Source organism: Ruegeria sp. YKSF131, from assembly GCF_059612645.1.
Map to the genome: position 1 here is coordinate 1 of NZ_JBXWQZ010000043.1, position 14649 is coordinate 14649.

Sequence of the window (14649 nt, forward strand, 5' to 3'; positions counted from 1 at the left end):
GAACCTCCGCAAACTTGCAAAGCTCAGACCAATCTCGGCGTGAAGAGCCGAGCAGGAAGACTTCAGCCGCTATTTCCGCCGCGCTTACACATCGACTTTTTCAACAGCATCCGGACAATGCAGCCGTTTGATCTATCGCTATTGGGCGGCTCGAAACATCGGAAACAGGGGTGGGGCTTGGTCGGCTTTGATTAGACCCATCTCTTGAAAACCATAGCGCTTATACAGCGATAGATTTGTAGGGTTTGTCGACTCTAAGTAAGCAGGTCTTCCATCTTCGTCACAGCGTTTGAGGCAGCATTCAAGCAAGGCGGACCCCAACCCTTTTCCTTGGCGAAATGGATCGACCGCAATAAAAGCTAAATGCCAGCAGTCCTCATCCGGATGATAATTGTCCATCTGCCCAAAGGTTTCGAACAACGCATTATGCTTTTCTGGTGAGACCGTCTGCTCAAAACAGGCGACAAGCCGTTCTTCATCGGGGTAAATGCCTGGCGGAAGCCAAAGTGCGCCAGCGGTGAAATCATCGTTTCGAAACGCGCTGCCCTGTTCAAATGCACGCCCTCCAAAGAAGTCCATTACTCGCGGGAAGTGGGTAAGGAAATCGGCAGGTTCAGGATACAGCCAACGCATGAATGGGTCCGCAGAAAATCCAAGAGCAAGTCCGCTTAACAAACTTTCTGCTTCACTTCGGGTTGATGATCTAAACATGGAATTACCTTTGGTCGTTCCACCTCGATTTTCAAGTTTTAGCATGAGGGCCGCAAACACTTGTTGTCAAATGCGCAATTTATTTTCCTGCTTAAGCAACGAAGGATGACTGCTCCGGGCTCGAACCTGACATTGAAGTGCCGGTGATCTTGGAGTCACTGGCACATGGTTGCCTTTCACTGCGCGGGATGTGTCGGCAGGTTCGGCATCGCCACCCAGCCCGGCAATTCATCCGGCACGACCGAGACATGCAGGCGTTCTGACTGATCCCGCCCGACCTTGCGGTGTTTGCGCAGCAGAAAGATCTTGCCCCAGCCGCGCCAGGTTCCAACCGATTGCGCATGGGCATCCGTCGGGAAACGGGTGCGCCAGCCTTCGGGCATCGGCAGCCCGTGCATCTCGGCCTTGTCCAGCATCCAGATCAACGAGATATTGCTGAGCGGCCGGGCCTCTTCATAGCCGTTCAGCTGGCCGCCGATATCGCCGTGGGTGCCACGGAACCAGACCTGTTCCACATGACCTTTGAAATCGGGCTTGCATCGCCACAGAACCGGCTCGAACACCTCGCGCGTTTCGTCGAGGGCCAGCGCGTGATAGCCATGCAGAGTGGCCGGGCCCAGCTGGTGGTTGTGAAAGGCATTACGATCCTCGGCCCAGCGCCACAGCAGCGGCAGGCGCAGGCCCAGCGCCTTGACGGTATCCCAGACACCGACCATCTCGATCTTGACATTGTCATGGCAGAACTTGCGGCGAAAATCGCGGGCGGCGGTGCCGCTGACATTGCATTCATAATGGCGGTAGGCTTGCAGGATGTTCCGCTCGGTCGCGTGTTCGGCCTTGAGCAGGCCGATCATGTCGATCACCCCGGCCAGGCTGCGCACGCCGTAGGCTCCACGGGAATAGCCGATGAAATAAATCCGGTCACCGGGCTTGTAGCGCGACGCCAGATAGCCATAGGCGCGGCGGATCTGGCGGTTGATGCCCCGGCCCATCATCACGTCCATGGTGGATTTCCAGCTTTCCCACTGCACACCCGCCTCGTAGAACACCGACACCTTGCTGCCCATTTCGCAACACAGGCGATAGGTCTGACCGGCATGGGTCTCGAACCCCGGTTCGAGGGTGGACATGGTGCCATCAAGGATAATGACGTGGCTGATCGGCTCGCGGTGCCGCGTTTCGGCGGAGTGCTCGGACCGCAAGGGCCGCCCGAGCCATCCCAGAACCTTCCTACTGAGCCGCGACAGTTCCATGCGTCAGCAATTCCCAAACTTTGTGAGGTGTGAAAGGCATATCCGCCTGCCGCACCCCGTGATCCCAGAGCGCGTCCTGAACCGCGTTCGCCACAGCGGCCAGAGCGCCCACCGTGCCGGCCTCGCCGCATCCTTTCATCCCCATCGGGTTGGAAGTTGACGGCACCGGCGCCGAGGTAAACTTTATCATGGGTACGTCCACCGCGCGGGGCAAGGCGTAATCCATAAACGATGCCGTGAGCAGCTGTCCGTGATCATCATGCACCACATGTTCCGACAGCGCCTGCCCGACGCCCTGAACCACCCCGCCATGCACCTGCCCTTCGGCCAGCATCGGGTTGATAAGATTTCCGAAATCATCAACCACGGTGTAGCGGTCCACGCGGGTTTCGCCGGTGAAGGAATCGATCACGACCTCGGCAACATGCGCGCCGTTGGGATAGCTGCGGGCATCCAGTTGTGCGCGGGACTCATGCGTCAGCAAGTCCACGCGCCCGTCGGCGCGGGCCATGGCCGCGGCTTCGGTCAGGGTCGGCGTCAGGTTCGAGCCCGGCGCGCGGAATGTTTCATGGTCAAATCGCACATCACTGTCCTCGACCCCCATCTTATCGGCCAGATAAGGCGTGAATGCGGCGATCATTTTGTCAATGGTGGCAAGGGTCGCGGTACTTTGCACCGTCACTGAGCGTGAGCCACCAGTTCCGCCGCCATGGCCAAGCCGGTCGGTATCCCCCTGAATGACGGTGATCCTGTCCATCGGAACGCCGGTCTGATCGGACAGGAACTGGGCATAAACCGTCTCGTGCCCCTGCCCGTTCGATTGTGTGCCGACATAAAGGTTCACAGTGCCATCCTCGCAAAACTCGACCTTCGAGTTCTCAGAAGGGTCGCCCAAAATACTTTCGATATAGTAACAAAGACCCTGCCCCCGGATCAGACCGCGTTCGGCATCGGCGGCCTTGCGGGCCTCGAACCCGCTGGTCTGGCTGGCCGCACGGCGCAGGACCATGTCGAAATCTCCGACATCATAGGTTTCACCCGTGGCAGAGGTGTAGGGGAAATCGCCGGGCCTGATGAAGTTTTTGCGCCGCAACTCCCACGGGTCAACGCCCAGTTCGCGTGCCGCGCGGTCCATCACGCGTTCCAGCACATAGATCGCCTCGGGGCGTCCGGCACCGCGATAGGCGTCAACCTGCGTTGTCGTGGTATAGAACCCCTCGACCCGGAGATAGGTGGTCTGAACGTCATAGACCCCCATCAGCACCTTGCTGAACAGGCTTGTCTGGATCGCCTGCGCGAAATGGCTGTTATAGGCACCAAGGTTGACTTTGCTGTGAACGCGGTAGGCGGTGATCCGGTGATCTGCATCAAAGGCCAGCTCGGCCAGCGAGGTCAGATCGCGGCCGTGGTGATCGGACAGCATCGCCTCGGACCGGTCGGACATCCAGTGCACGGGCTGGCCCAGCTTCATCGCGGCCACGGCCACACAGAAATATTCGGGATATGGCATCACCTTCATGCCAAACCCGCCCCCCACATCCGGGGTGGTGACACGGATCGCATCCGCATCGAGCTTCAGCTTTTGCGCCAGTTGTGCCTTCATCGCCCAGACACCCTGCCCGCCATAGGAAAAGTGCAGACGCCCGCCGGACCAGTCGGCCTGACAGCCCCGCGGCTCGAGCGAGCTGATGATGACGCGGTTGTCGTGCACGTTCAGCGACACGGTATGGGCGGCGGCCTGAAAGGCGGCCTTGGTCGCGGCCTCATCCCCCAGACCCCAATCAAACGCGCGATTGTCGGGCGCTTGCGGGTGCAGGGCCTCACCCCCCGCGTTCACGTCCAGCTTGGCGGGGCGTTCCCGGATGTCCATCCAGATCAGTTCGACCGCGTCCTGCGCCTTTACCAGCGTATCCGCGATGACAACGGCCACGGGTTCGCCCACAAAGCGCACACGGTCCTTGGCCAGCATATGCCGATCCGGCGCGGCAGAGCCGGTCCCGTCGCGGTTGGTCAAGGTTGCTGCATTCATCACCGTGTCGATGCCCGAGGCCGCAAGATCGTCCAGTGTCATGACCAGCCGCACCCCGTCAGCATCCCGCGCGGATTCAAGATCCAGCGCAGTGATATCGCCGTGGGCCACAGGGCTGCGGAAGAAAGCGGCAAACAACGCATTGCCGGGCACGACATCGTCCATATAGCGCCCCTGCCCGGTCAGGAACCTCTGATCCTCGGTCCGTTTGACCGGCTGGCTTTTGCCGAATTTTTCCATGGGATGCTCCTGTCACTGCCTTGATGGCGACACTAGCCCTGCGCTCGCTTATGTCCAGCGCCTTGCATGCTTATGTCCAGCGCCTTGCATGAAAGCGTGTGGCGACACCGATGTCGTAAACAGGATTGCAGGAGCGGCAGAGGTATTCGTAGGCTGTTTGAAAATGCAGCCTGCCGGAGGTCCTCCATGCCCGAACCCATTTCCCTGTCACAGGGCCGTCTGGACGCCCCATCGATCGACGCGTATTGGCAAGACGGGTTTGCCTTTCCCATCACAGTCTTTTCGCCGGATGAGACCGCACAGTTTCGGGCCGAGCTGGAGCAGATCGAGAAGACATGGCGTGTGGCCGACCTTCCGCTGCCGCTGAACATGTACAAGCGCCTGAACGCCCATGTGGTGATGCCGCTGGTCGCCCGTATCGCACTGGACCCCAGAGTTCTGGACGTCGTCGAAGGAATACTGGGGCCGGACTTGCTGCTGTGGTCTGCGGAACTGTTCATCAAAGAGCCACGCACGACTCAGGTGGTGGGAATGCATCAGGACCTGACCTATTGGGGGATGGGCGAAACACCGGATCAGATGACCGCATGGATCGCATTGTCGCCTGCCACGATTGCAAGCGGCTGCATGGACTTTGTCAGGGGCAGCCACAAAAACCCGATCCTGCCCCATAACGACACGTTTTCAGACAACAACCTGCTGTCGCGCGGGCAGGAGGTGGCTGTCGATGTGGCAGACGAGGACAAAACGCATATCGAATTGCAGCCGGGTCAAATGTCGCTGCACCATGGCCTCACAATCCATGGCTCGGGACCCAATATGTCGGACGATCGGCGGATCGGGCTGGCGATCCGGTATCTGAACCCGAACGCGCAGCAAAAAGTGGCGGACCGCGATTACGCGGTCTTGGCGCGCGGCGAAGACCGGGTGGGCAATTTCATCCTCATCGAACCACCGACCGAATTGTTTTCGCCGCCAGCCTTGGCGCTTCATGCCCGCATTCGGGAGGATCAGGCCAAGGCGATGACACAAGGCGCGGCGCAAAGCACGCACCTGTACGGAAACGAGGCGACCGGCACGGGGTGACATCGGCAATCGTCGCCGCGCAGGGCCTTCCCCTTCCCGTCTCCATTCGCTATTGCAGGCGCTGACCCGAATTTGTTGACGCAGGACGCATCCCATGGCGATGGAAAAGACATTCAACGCGGCCGAGGCCGAGGCCCGTATCTATGAGGCCTGGGAACAGGCCGGAGCCTTCAAGGCAGGCGCGAACCGTTCGCGCGAGGAAAGCTTTTGCATCATGCTGCCACCGCCCAACGTGACCGGCGCGCTGCATGTGGGACATGCCTTTAACCATACGCTGATGGATATTCTGATCCGCTGGCACCGGATGCGCGGGTTCGACACTCTGTGGCAACCTGGTCAGGACCACGCCGGCATCGCCACGCAGATGCAGGTTGAAAAGAAACTGATGGCCGAAGAGGGCAAGAAGCGCACCGACTACGCGCGCGAGGAGTTTCTGGCCAAGGTCTGGGATTGGAAGGGGCAATACGGCCGCAAGATTATCGAACAGATGACGCGGTTGGGGAATTCCTGCGACTGGTCGCGCAATGCCTTTACCATGGCGGGCGCGCCAGGTGACCCACGCACCGGGCACGAAAACTCACCCAACTTCCATGATGCCGTTATCAAGGTCTTTGTCGATATGTACGAAAAGGGCCTGATCTATCGCGGCAAGCGACTGGTCAACTGGGACCCGCATTTCGAAACGGCGATTTCGGACCTTGAGGTCGAGAATATTGAAACGCCGGGCCACATGTGGCACTTCAAGTACCCCTTGGCGGGCGGCGAGACATATGAGTATTTGGAAAAAGATGAAGATGGGAATGTGATCTTCCGCGAGGAGCGGGATTATATTTCCATTGCAACCACGCGGCCCGAAACCATGCTGGGCGACGGTGCTGTGGCCGTGCATCCGTCGGATGAGCGCTACGCGCCGATCGTCGGCAAACTGTGCGAAATCCCGGTTGGCCCGAAAGAGCATCGCCGCCAGATCCCGATCATCACCGATGAGTATCCCGATCCCGATTTCGGCTCGGGCGCGGTGAAGATCACCGGCGCGCATGACTTCAACGACAACATGGTGGCCAAGCGCGGCGGCATTCCAATGTACCGCCTGATGGACACCAAGGGCGCGATGCGGGCCGATGGCGCGCCTTACGCCGAGGAGGCGGGCAAGGCGCAGGAATACGCGCGCGGCAAAGCGTTCACCGAGAATGAGATCGACGCGATCAACCTGATCCCGGATCACCTGCGCGGACTGGACCGGTTCGAGGCGCGTGTGAAGGTGGTCGAGGAAATCACTGCTGACGGTCTGGCCGTGATGACCCGCGCGGATGATCCGCGTCTGGGCACCAAACTGGGCGAGGATGACGACCCGGCGGCTCTGGTGCCTTTGGTCGAGAGCAAGCCGATCATGCAGCCCTTTGGCGACCGCTCGAAAGTCGTCATCGAGCCGATGTTCACCGACCAGTGGTTCGTGGACGCCGAAAAGGTGGTCGGCCCCGCGCTGGACGCGGTCAGGGACGGCACGGTCAAGATCATCCCCGAGTCGGGCGAGAAAACCTATTACCACTGGCTGGAGAACATCGAGCCCTGGTGCATCTCGCGCCAGCTGTGGTGGGGGCATCAGATCCCGGTTTGGTATGGGCCGAGCATCGTTGTCGACGCTGACGGCAGTGAGAGCGAAGACTATGATAATCCGAAAGCGTTTTGCGCTGCGGATTTCATCTCAGCTAAAGTACTTGCGCAGAATTATTACGATGGGTTCAAGTTTTCTCTGTTTGTCGATGGAGAAGCAGAAGATCGCGGCGCGTCCGAAGATCTCTCAGATGAGATCTATGAAGAACCAGTTGACAGAATATTCATCTGGCGCGACCCCGACGTCCTCGACACCTGGTTCTCCTCCGGCCTCTGGCCCATCGGCACGCTGGGCTGGCCCGAGGATACCGAGGAGATGCGCCGCTATTTCCCGACCAGCGTTTTGATCACCGGCGCGGATATCCTGTTCTTCTGGGTCGCTCGGATGATGATGATGCAACTGGCCGTGGTGAACGAGGTTCCGTTCCAAACCGTCTACCTGCACTCGCTCGTCCGCGACGAGAAGGGCAAGAAGATGTCCAAGACCACCGGCAACGTCATTGACCCGCTGGAGATCGTGGACGAGTTCGGTGCCGACGCGCTGCGGTTCACCAACGCCTCGATGGCGGCAATTGGCGGCGTTCTGAAACTGTCGCGTGAACGCATCACCGGCTATCGCAACTTCGGCACCAAGCTTTGGAATGCCGTCCGCTTTGCCGAGATGAACGAGGTCTTTACCGACGCCGTTCCGCAACTGGATGTGGCAGACCTGAAGCCCAAGGCCGCCGTCAATCGCTGGATCATCGGTGAAACCGCCCGCGTGCGGGAAGAGGTCGACGCGGCGCTGGAAAGCTATCGCTTCAACGATGCGGCGAACGGGCTATATGCCTTTGTCTGGGGCAAGGTCTGCGACTGGTACGTGGAACTGTCGAAACCTCTGTTACAGGGCGACGACGCCGAGGCTCAGACCGAAACCCGGGCCACCATGCGCTGGGTTCTGGATCAGTGCATGGTCCTGCTGCACCCGATCATGCCCTTCATCACCGAAGAGCTGTGGGGCCTGACCGGCAACCGCGCCAAAATGGTCGTCCATGCCGACTGGCCGACTTATGGTACCGAACTGGTCGACGCCGACGCGGATCGTGAAATGAACTGGGTGATCTCGGTGATCGAGAACACCCGCTCGGCCCGTGCGCAGATGCGGGTGCCTGCGGGTCTCTACGTGCCGATGCTTGTGACCGAGATCGACGCCAACGGCCAAGCCGCATGGGACCGAAACGAGGCGCTGATCAAGCGTCTGGCCCGGATCGACAGCCTGACCAAGGCCGATGAGCTGCCCAAAGGCACGATCTCCATCGCGGCCCCCGGTGCGAGCTTCGGCCTGCCGTTGGCGGATATCATCGACATCGGCGCGGAAAAGGAGCGGCTGGAGAAAGCCAAGGGCAAGCTGGCCAAGGAACTGGGTGGCTTGCGCGGGCGTCTGAACAACCCCAAATTCGTGGCCTCGGCCCCGGATGAGGTGGTCGAGGAAGCCAAAGCCAACCTCGCCGCCCGCGAGGAAGAAGAAGCCAAGCTGAACGAGGCGCTGGCCCGTCTGGCCGAGATCGCCTGATCTTCACCTTTTCAAAAATACTCATACCCCAAACCCCGCCGCTGATCCGGCGGGGTTTTCTTTTGCGCGTTCAGACCTTGCCCGCCCCTGCCGCCGCTTGTTAGCAATCACCAACCCCAACCGCCCGAGGCTGTCATGACCCAGTTTGCCCCACCGCTCCAGACAGTCTCGACCGGGCTGGTTGTCGCCATTGTCGGGTTCTTCAGTTCCTTTCCTATCGTGCTACAGGGGCTGGCCGCGATGGACGCGTCTCCGGAGCAGGCGGCCTCGGGTCTGATGATGGCGGCCATCGCAATGGGACTGACCGCCATTGTGCTGAGCCTGTGGTACCGGCAACCGATCAGCGTCGCCTGGTCGACACCGGGGGCGGCGCTGCTGGCGGTGTCCGCGACGCCGACGCTGGGGTTTTCCGAGGCAACAGGTGCGTTCCTGTGTGCTGGGGCGCTGACGGTGCTGGCCGGGCTCTGGCGGCCATTGGGGCGGCTGGCGGCCGCCATTCCAACGACTTTGGCACAGGCCATGCTGGGGGGCGTTCTGCTGCCGCTTTGCATTCTGCCCTTTCAGGCCGCAGTCGAATTGCCCGCGCAAGCCCTGCCGGTGATCCTGACATGGTTCATCGCAGGCCGGATCAACCGGCTGTTCGCCGTTCCGGCGGCCGTTGCCGCCGCCGCGCTGGTTGTGGTACTGAACGCAGGCGACACCTCGGTGACCCCGGCGCGATGGCTGGCGGCACCGGTCTGGACCATGCCCGGTTTCTCGCTGGCCTCGACCATCGGAATCGCCATCCCGCTGTTTATCGTCACGATGGCGACCCAGAATATTCCCGGCATCGCGGTGATGCGCAGCTTTGGCTATACCCCGGCGCCGGGCAGGCTGTTTTCATCCGTGGGTGGGGCAAGCCTGTTATCGGCTCCGTTTGGTGCGCCTGCCACCTGCCTTGCGGCGATCACGGCTGCGATGTGTTCCAACGAGGACAGCCACCCCGATCCCGCGCAACGGTACTGGTCGGCCATCATGGGTGGGGTGTTCTATGGTGTATTCGGCATCTTTGCCGTGGCGATTACCGGCTTTGCATCCCATGCCGATCCGCTGTTGATGGGGACATTGACCGGTGTCGCCCTGATCGGCGTGCTGGCCAATTCGATTTTCGCAGCACTTGAGGTTCCGGCCGAGCGTGAGGCCGCGATGCTGACCTTTGCGATCACCGCATCGGGCATCTCGGTCTTTGGGCTGGGCGCGGCGGTCTGGGGCCTGCTGATCGGCGGGCTGGCCTATCTGGTGAGCAACAGAATCCGGTAGCCGCTTTCGCATCCTGCCCTTGCCGGGATTAATCGCCCCTTGGTTGGTTCGGCAGAACGCAAGGTTGTGATGGCGAAAAACGCCGATTTTGAAATGCGTTACAACATGGCCCGCGATGCACGGCGGGCTTTCATCCGCTGATCATTTGAACTCGGGCTTGCGGCCCTGCATCTGCGCCATCACGACCTCCATCTGATGCGGCTTGCCGATCAGCTCAACCTGCTCGGCGGATTCCGCCTTGAGAACATCCGCGCGGGGCTGGGTTTCGGCCACTTCGATCAGCCGCTTGGCGGCACGGATGGCCGAGGGGCTTTGACCGGCGATGTTCTCGGCAATGGCCAGAGCTTCGGTCAGCGGATCATCTGAAAGCTGCGTGACCAGCCCCCAATCCATCGCCTGCTGCGCACCGATGGGCCGGGCCGTGTAGGTCAGCAGACGCAGAACGTCCGAACGCACAAGCCGGGGCAACAGAACCATGCCACCCATATCGGGGATGATACCCCATTTCATCTCCATCACCGCCAGTTTCGCCTCGGGGTGCGCGATACGGATATCCGCGCCCAGCGCAATTTGCAGGCCACCGCCATAGGCGACACCCTGAATGGCGCAGATCACCGGTACCGGTACGCGACGCCAGATCAGGGCCAGCTCCTGCATCTCGTTGGCATCCTCATGGCTGCGGGTCATCAGCCATTCGGTGGGATCCATATGGGCCATCTTTGCAAAGCTCGCCATGTCGAGCCCAGCGCAGAAGCTTTTCCCCTCGCCCGACAAAACCACGGCGCGGGCGTCCGAGGCGGCGACCTCTTGCCCGGCAGAGAGCAATGCCTTGACCATCGCGTCATCCAGCGCATTCATCTTGTCACCTCTGGTCAGGGTGACATGGGCAACATGGTCTTGATAGGTGACGGATACACGTGACATGGGGGACCTCCCGAAATTCAGTTGCGGCGACCATGCCCGGACGGGACGCCGAATTCCACTGCGACGTCAGGGCAGATCGCTGACAGGCATCCGCCCGAACCAGGGGGAATCGAGCGTCATGACATAGAACTGATCGCCCACGATCCGGCCCCCTGTCGTGATGCCAATACGGCCTTGAGGGTCTTGAAGCGTGCGCAGGATCGTGCCTTCACCATCAAACTGCACCAGCATACCCCGATGGATCGGTGCCGGGCGTACAGCCGGACCCAGCCGCCAGACCACCTTGCGCAGGAAGGGGTACGGCATCAGTGCCTCGGACGGGACACGCGGGCTGGCGAAGGCCATCCAGTAGGTGCCATCACCTTGTGCTTCGAGATTGTCGGGATAGCCGGGCAGGTTGTGCAGCAAGACCTCTTGCTGACCGGCTTTGGGCCCGCTGAGCCACAGCTTGTGTACCCGTGCGCGACCGGTCTCGGCGATCAGCAGGAAATCTGCGTCAGGTGAGAGCGCAATGCCATTGGTATAGACGAACCCAGTGGCAATCTTTTCGGTGCGGCCATCGGGTGTGTGACGGGCGACATAGCCTGTATCGGATTGTTCCCAGATGGTCAGGACCGAAGTCGGCTTGGTCCCGCCCATGGTTTCGGGATCGAACCGGTCGGAAGAGTTCGAAAAATAGATCGTGCCGTCCTGCGCCACGTCCAGTTGGTTTGCATAGACCACGGGCGCACCGTCGATATCGGCCACCACGGATTCAAGCGTGCCCGGCCCAGTCCAGCGCATCACGCCGCGAAAGCTGTCGGCAATGTAAAGCGCGCCATCCGGTCCGGCCCTGAGACCCAGAGGACGCCCACCGAGTTGGTCGGCCACAACAGGGTCGGCCCCGTCAATGCGATAGAGCGTGCCAGACCGGCTGGTCGTATAGACCGCGCCGTCGGGCAGGATGGCGATATCTTCGGGGCCGGTTTCCCCATCCGGCAGGCGGATCAGCTGCGCGGCGTCCAGCGCGGTGTTCTCTGCGAAATCTCCTGTGAAACCGGCATCTTCCGGCATCTCAACGGCGACGGGGATAACGGGAACGGGCCAGAACAGAAGATAGGAAAGGCCCAGAAGAACAATGGCAGACAGTATGCGCATCTGCGCTCCTATTTACGATCTACATCCATACACCGAGGATTTGAAAGATGAACCCAACTATTAGCAGTCCAAGAGCCACATATGAAAGGCCATCAAACAGTGCAGCTCTGCTTCGTTCGCTTTCATCGCTCTGCTCAAGAATAATTCTCACTGCACCATCGCGGTCTAAGTTCTCCGGCAATCCAAACTTGAACAAAAGAACAACACCGGCAATGTCCATTAGCAAGCCGAACGTTGCAAACCATTGACCAACTTCGCTCATTCTAAAAATGTCTTCATTGCTGTTCCTTTATTCAATTCATTCCCTGTTTAGCCAAACGCGGTGCGCGCTTGCCCGAAGCTCGGGCTTGGGGTTATCTGCAGGCATGACAGGACCTCGATACACCCCGCTTGCCCAATCCCTGCCCGCCACCGTGCCCTTTGTGGGCCCCGAAACGCAAGAGCGTCAGCGCGGCGCGGCGTTCATTGCCCGTCTTGGGGCCAATGAGAGCGTGTTTGGCCCCTCGCCCCGCGCGATCCGGGCCATGGAGCAGGCCGCGTCTGATATCTGGATGTATGGCGATCCCGAGAATCACGATCTGCGCCATGCTTTGGGCGAGTATCATGGGGTAACCCCCGAAAATATCGTTGTAGGCGAAGGGATCGACGGGCTTCTGGGTTATCTTGTGCGTCTGATTGTAGGGCCCGGGGATGCGGTTGTGACCTCGGACGGGGCGTATCCCACCTTTAATTATCATGTGGCCGGGTTCGGTGGCGTTCTTCACAAGGTTCCCTATGCCGGGGATCACGAAGACCCGGCGGCCCTGTTTGCGAAGGCGGCCGAGGTGGGTGCAAAACTGGTCTATCTGGCCAATCCGGACAATCCAATGGGCAGCTGGCATTCCGGCGCGGATATCGTGGCGGCGATGGACGCCCTGCCCGACGGGTGCCTGCTGATTCTGGATGAGGCTTATGTGGAATGCGCGCCAGTTGGGACAGCGGCACCCGTCAGCGCAGACGACCCTCGCGTGATCCGGATGCGGACATTTTCCAAGGTCTATGGCATGGCGGGCGCACGGGTTGGCTATGCCATGGGAGCGCCCGACCTGATTGCAGCCTTCAACAAGGTGCGCAACCATTTCGGCATGAACCGCGCGGCGCAGGCCGGGGCGCTGGCCGCGTTGCAGGATGGTGCGTGGCTGGAGCATATTCAGGCGCAAATCGCCGAGGCGCGTGAGCGGATAGGAACGATTGCCCGCGAGAACGGATTGGAGCCGCTGCCTTCGGCCACCAATTTCGTGACGATTGATTGCGGGCGGGATGGGGATTTTGCCAGAGCGGTTCTGGAGGCTCTGGTTGCGCGGGGCCTGTTTGTCCGGATGCCGTTTGCAACGCCCCAGAACAGGTGCATCCGGGTAAGCTGTGGTGAAACAGCAGATCTGGATGCTTTTGCGGCCGCCTTGCCCAAGGCGCTAGCGGAGGTGCGGACAAAGACGGGCTAGCGCTGGTCTGTCTTGCCATCGGGTCAAAGGGGGGCTGTCTGCCCCCCATCGCGCAAAGCGCGATTCCCCCCGAGGATATTTTTGGCCAGATGAAGGGGCGGATCAGTGCTGTTCGTCTGAGGCGTGTCAGGCGGCCAGGACGGCAGCGGCGGCCTCGAGCGCGCCTTTGCCACGGGGGATATCAAGCGCGGCCATGGCCGTTTCCATACCGCCCAGCATCGCCATCACCATTTGCCCGTTGACATGGCCCATATGCCCGAGGCGGAAACAGCTGTCGTAATCCTCCATCCCGAGGCCAATGCCCAGTGTCAGGCCCAGCTGATGTTCAGTGAACGCGCGCAGGGCCGTGCCGCGCCCCCCGTTCAGGCGCAGGGCAGTGACGGCGTGACTGCGGTAGGCGCGGTCGGCAACGTTCAGATGCAGCGCGCCGCCTTCGGCCCATGTTTCGCAGGCCGCCCAAATGGCAGTAGCCAGACGTTCATGGCGGGCCCAGACCTGTTCGATCCCTTCCGCATGGATCAGGTCGAGCGCGGCGCGCAGACCATAGAGGTGATGCGTCGGCGCGGTACCGTCGAAATACTGGTAGAACAGGTCGGGATTGGCGCGCGGCTGCCAGTCCCAATATCGCGAAACACGCGGCATGGCGGCCCGCTTGGCCTGTGCTTTGTCGTTGAAAAAGACAAAGCCTGTGCCTGCGGGGGTCATCAGGCCTTTCTGGCAGGCGGTGACCGTGACATCGACGCCCCATTCATCCATCTCGAACCGGTCGCATCCCAGCGAGGCGATGCAATCGGCCATCAACAGCGCGGGGTGGTCCAGATCGTTGAGCAGTTTGCGCAGTGCCGGGATATCGTTGCGGATCGAGCTTGATGTGTCCACATGAACCGCGAGAACGGCCTGGATCTGGTGGCTTTTATCCGCGCGCAAAGCGTCGGCAATTCGGTCGAGATCCCAGGCGGATGAGTTGCCGAAATCGATCAGCTGCACCTTTGCCCCGATGCCTTCGGCCATCTCGGCCCAGCCATGGGTGAACCGGCCCGAGGCAGGAGCCAGAACGGTTTCGCCGGGGGCGATCACGTTTGACAGAGCGGCCTCCCACGTGCCGTGACCATTGGCAATATAGATGGCAACGTCATGGCCTGTGCGTGCAACCCGACGCAGGTCACGGGTCAGGGCGGGCATCATATCGATGAGCGCGCCATCGTAGATATTGGGCGACGGACGATGCATCGCCTGCAGGACCGCGTCCGGCATCACCGACGGGCCCGGGATTGCCAAATAAGTTCGCCCCTGAGAGAGGGCAGATGTCTGTGTCATGGGGTC

At 60.8% G+C, this 14649-nt stretch carries 11 protein-coding genes; 4 read left to right on the forward strand and 7 right to left on the reverse strand.

Going from position 1 to position 14649, the window contains the following annotated elements; translation table 11 throughout:
* Positions 1-138 precede the first annotated feature (138 nt).
* The 3 genes from AC2FLZ_RS14835 to AC2FLZ_RS14845 all read right to left on the reverse strand — a co-directional run bounded on the left by AC2FLZ_RS14835 (position 139) and on the right by AC2FLZ_RS14845 (position 4233).
* Positions 139-756 (reverse strand): GNAT family N-acetyltransferase, encoded by a 618-nt coding sequence (locus AC2FLZ_RS14835; RefSeq protein ID WP_480478436.1) that lies wholly within the window; start codon positions 754-756, stop codon positions 139-141.
* 131 nt (positions 757-887) lie between these two features.
* A complete protein-coding gene (locus AC2FLZ_RS14840; RefSeq protein WP_496882348.1) occupies positions 888-1964 on the reverse strand; it encodes a T6SS phospholipase effector Tle1-like catalytic domain-containing protein in 1077 nt (358 codons plus the stop codon).
* The gene (locus tag AC2FLZ_RS14845) at positions 1942-4233 is read right to left on the reverse strand and encodes a xanthine dehydrogenase family protein molybdopterin-binding subunit (RefSeq protein WP_496882349.1); all 2292 of its coding nucleotides are present in this window, start codon (positions 4231-4233) and stop codon (positions 1942-1944) included. The genes AC2FLZ_RS14840 and AC2FLZ_RS14845 overlap by 23 nt, the downstream gene beginning before the upstream one ends.
* A 186-nt stretch (positions 4234-4419) precedes the next feature.
* Between AC2FLZ_RS14845 and AC2FLZ_RS14850 the strand changes: the two genes are divergently transcribed.
* The 3 genes from AC2FLZ_RS14850 to AC2FLZ_RS14860 all read left to right on the forward strand — a co-directional run bounded on the left by AC2FLZ_RS14850 (position 4420) and on the right by AC2FLZ_RS14860 (position 9784).
* Positions 4420-5319 (forward strand): phytanoyl-CoA dioxygenase family protein, encoded by a 900-nt coding sequence (locus AC2FLZ_RS14850; protein ID WP_480518906.1) that lies wholly within the window; start codon positions 4420-4422, stop codon positions 5317-5319.
* 94 nt (positions 5320-5413) lie between these two features.
* Positions 5414-8485: a valine--tRNA ligase gene (locus AC2FLZ_RS14855; protein ID WP_496882350.1), complete on the forward strand. Its 3072-nt coding sequence runs from the start codon at positions 5414-5416 to the stop codon at positions 8483-8485.
* Between the two features lie 135 nt (positions 8486-8620).
* Positions 8621-9784 (forward strand): benzoate/H(+) symporter BenE family transporter, encoded by a 1164-nt coding sequence (locus AC2FLZ_RS14860; protein WP_496808852.1) that lies wholly within the window; start codon positions 8621-8623, stop codon positions 9782-9784.
* Between the two features lie 141 nt (positions 9785-9925).
* Here the strand turns inward: AC2FLZ_RS14860 and AC2FLZ_RS14865 are convergent, their stop codons facing one another.
* The 3 genes from AC2FLZ_RS14865 to AC2FLZ_RS14875 all read right to left on the reverse strand — a co-directional run bounded on the left by AC2FLZ_RS14865 (position 9926) and on the right by AC2FLZ_RS14875 (position 12107).
* A complete protein-coding gene (locus tag AC2FLZ_RS14865) occupies positions 9926-10708 on the reverse strand; it encodes a crotonase/enoyl-CoA hydratase family protein (RefSeq protein ID WP_209505660.1) in 783 nt (260 codons plus the stop codon).
* 66 nt (positions 10709-10774) lie between these two features.
* A complete protein-coding gene (locus tag AC2FLZ_RS14870) occupies positions 10775-11845 on the reverse strand; it encodes an SMP-30/gluconolactonase/LRE family protein (protein WP_496882351.1) in 1071 nt (356 codons plus the stop codon).
* Between the two features lie 19 nt (positions 11846-11864).
* Complete coding sequence (locus AC2FLZ_RS14875; protein ID WP_496882352.1) at positions 11865-12107, reverse strand: hypothetical protein; 243 nt, start codon at positions 12105-12107, stop codon at positions 11865-11867.
* A 103-nt stretch (positions 12108-12210) separates the two neighbouring features.
* Between AC2FLZ_RS14875 and AC2FLZ_RS14880 the strand changes: the two genes are divergently transcribed.
* The gene (locus AC2FLZ_RS14880) at positions 12211-13326 is read left to right on the forward strand and encodes a pyridoxal phosphate-dependent aminotransferase (protein ID WP_496882353.1); all 1116 of its coding nucleotides are present in this window, start codon (positions 12211-12213) and stop codon (positions 13324-13326) included.
* A 126-nt stretch (positions 13327-13452) separates the two neighbouring features.
* Here AC2FLZ_RS14880 and AC2FLZ_RS14885 read toward each other — a convergent pair whose 3' ends face one another.
* Positions 13453-14643 (reverse strand): pyridoxal-phosphate-dependent aminotransferase family protein, encoded by a 1191-nt coding sequence (locus AC2FLZ_RS14885; protein ID WP_496882354.1) that lies wholly within the window; start codon positions 14641-14643, stop codon positions 13453-13455.
* Positions 14644-14649: the final 6 nt, after the last annotated feature.

What these genes read in the sequence shown, in the direction of transcription:
- AC2FLZ_RS14845 (WP_496882349.1), bottom strand. Translation starts at nt 4,233, where the DNA reads ATGGAAAAATTCGGCAAAAGCCAGCCGGTCAAACGGACCGAGGATCAG.
- AC2FLZ_RS14880 (WP_496882353.1), top strand. Translation starts at nt 12,211, where the DNA reads ATGACAGGACCTCGATACACCCCGCTTGCCCAATCCCTGCCCGCCACC.
- AC2FLZ_RS14860 (WP_496808852.1), top strand. Translation starts at nt 8,621, where the DNA reads ATGACCCAGTTTGCCCCACCGCTCCAGACAGTCTCGACCGGGCTGGTT.
- AC2FLZ_RS14870 (WP_496882351.1), bottom strand. Translation starts at nt 11,845, where the DNA reads ATGCGCATACTGTCTGCCATTGTTCTTCTGGGCCTTTCCTATCTTCTG.
- AC2FLZ_RS14835 (WP_480478436.1), bottom strand. Translation starts at nt 756, where the DNA reads ATGCTAAAACTTGAAAATCGAGGTGGAACGACCAAAGGTAATTCCATG.
- AC2FLZ_RS14850 (WP_480518906.1), top strand. Translation starts at nt 4,420, where the DNA reads ATGCCCGAACCCATTTCCCTGTCACAGGGCCGTCTGGACGCCCCATCG.
- AC2FLZ_RS14885 (WP_496882354.1), bottom strand. Translation starts at nt 14,643, where the DNA reads ATGACACAGACATCTGCCCTCTCTCAGGGGCGAACTTATTTGGCAATC.
- AC2FLZ_RS14875 (WP_496882352.1), bottom strand. Translation starts at nt 12,107, where the DNA reads ATGAGCGAAGTTGGTCAATGGTTTGCAACGTTCGGCTTGCTAATGGAC.
- AC2FLZ_RS14855 (WP_496882350.1), top strand. Translation starts at nt 5,414, where the DNA reads ATGGCGATGGAAAAGACATTCAACGCGGCCGAGGCCGAGGCCCGTATC.
- AC2FLZ_RS14865 (WP_209505660.1), bottom strand. Translation starts at nt 10,708, where the DNA reads ATGTCACGTGTATCCGTCACCTATCAAGACCATGTTGCCCATGTCACC.
- AC2FLZ_RS14840 (WP_496882348.1), bottom strand. Translation starts at nt 1,964, where the DNA reads ATGGAACTGTCGCGGCTCAGTAGGAAGGTTCTGGGATGGCTCGGGCGG.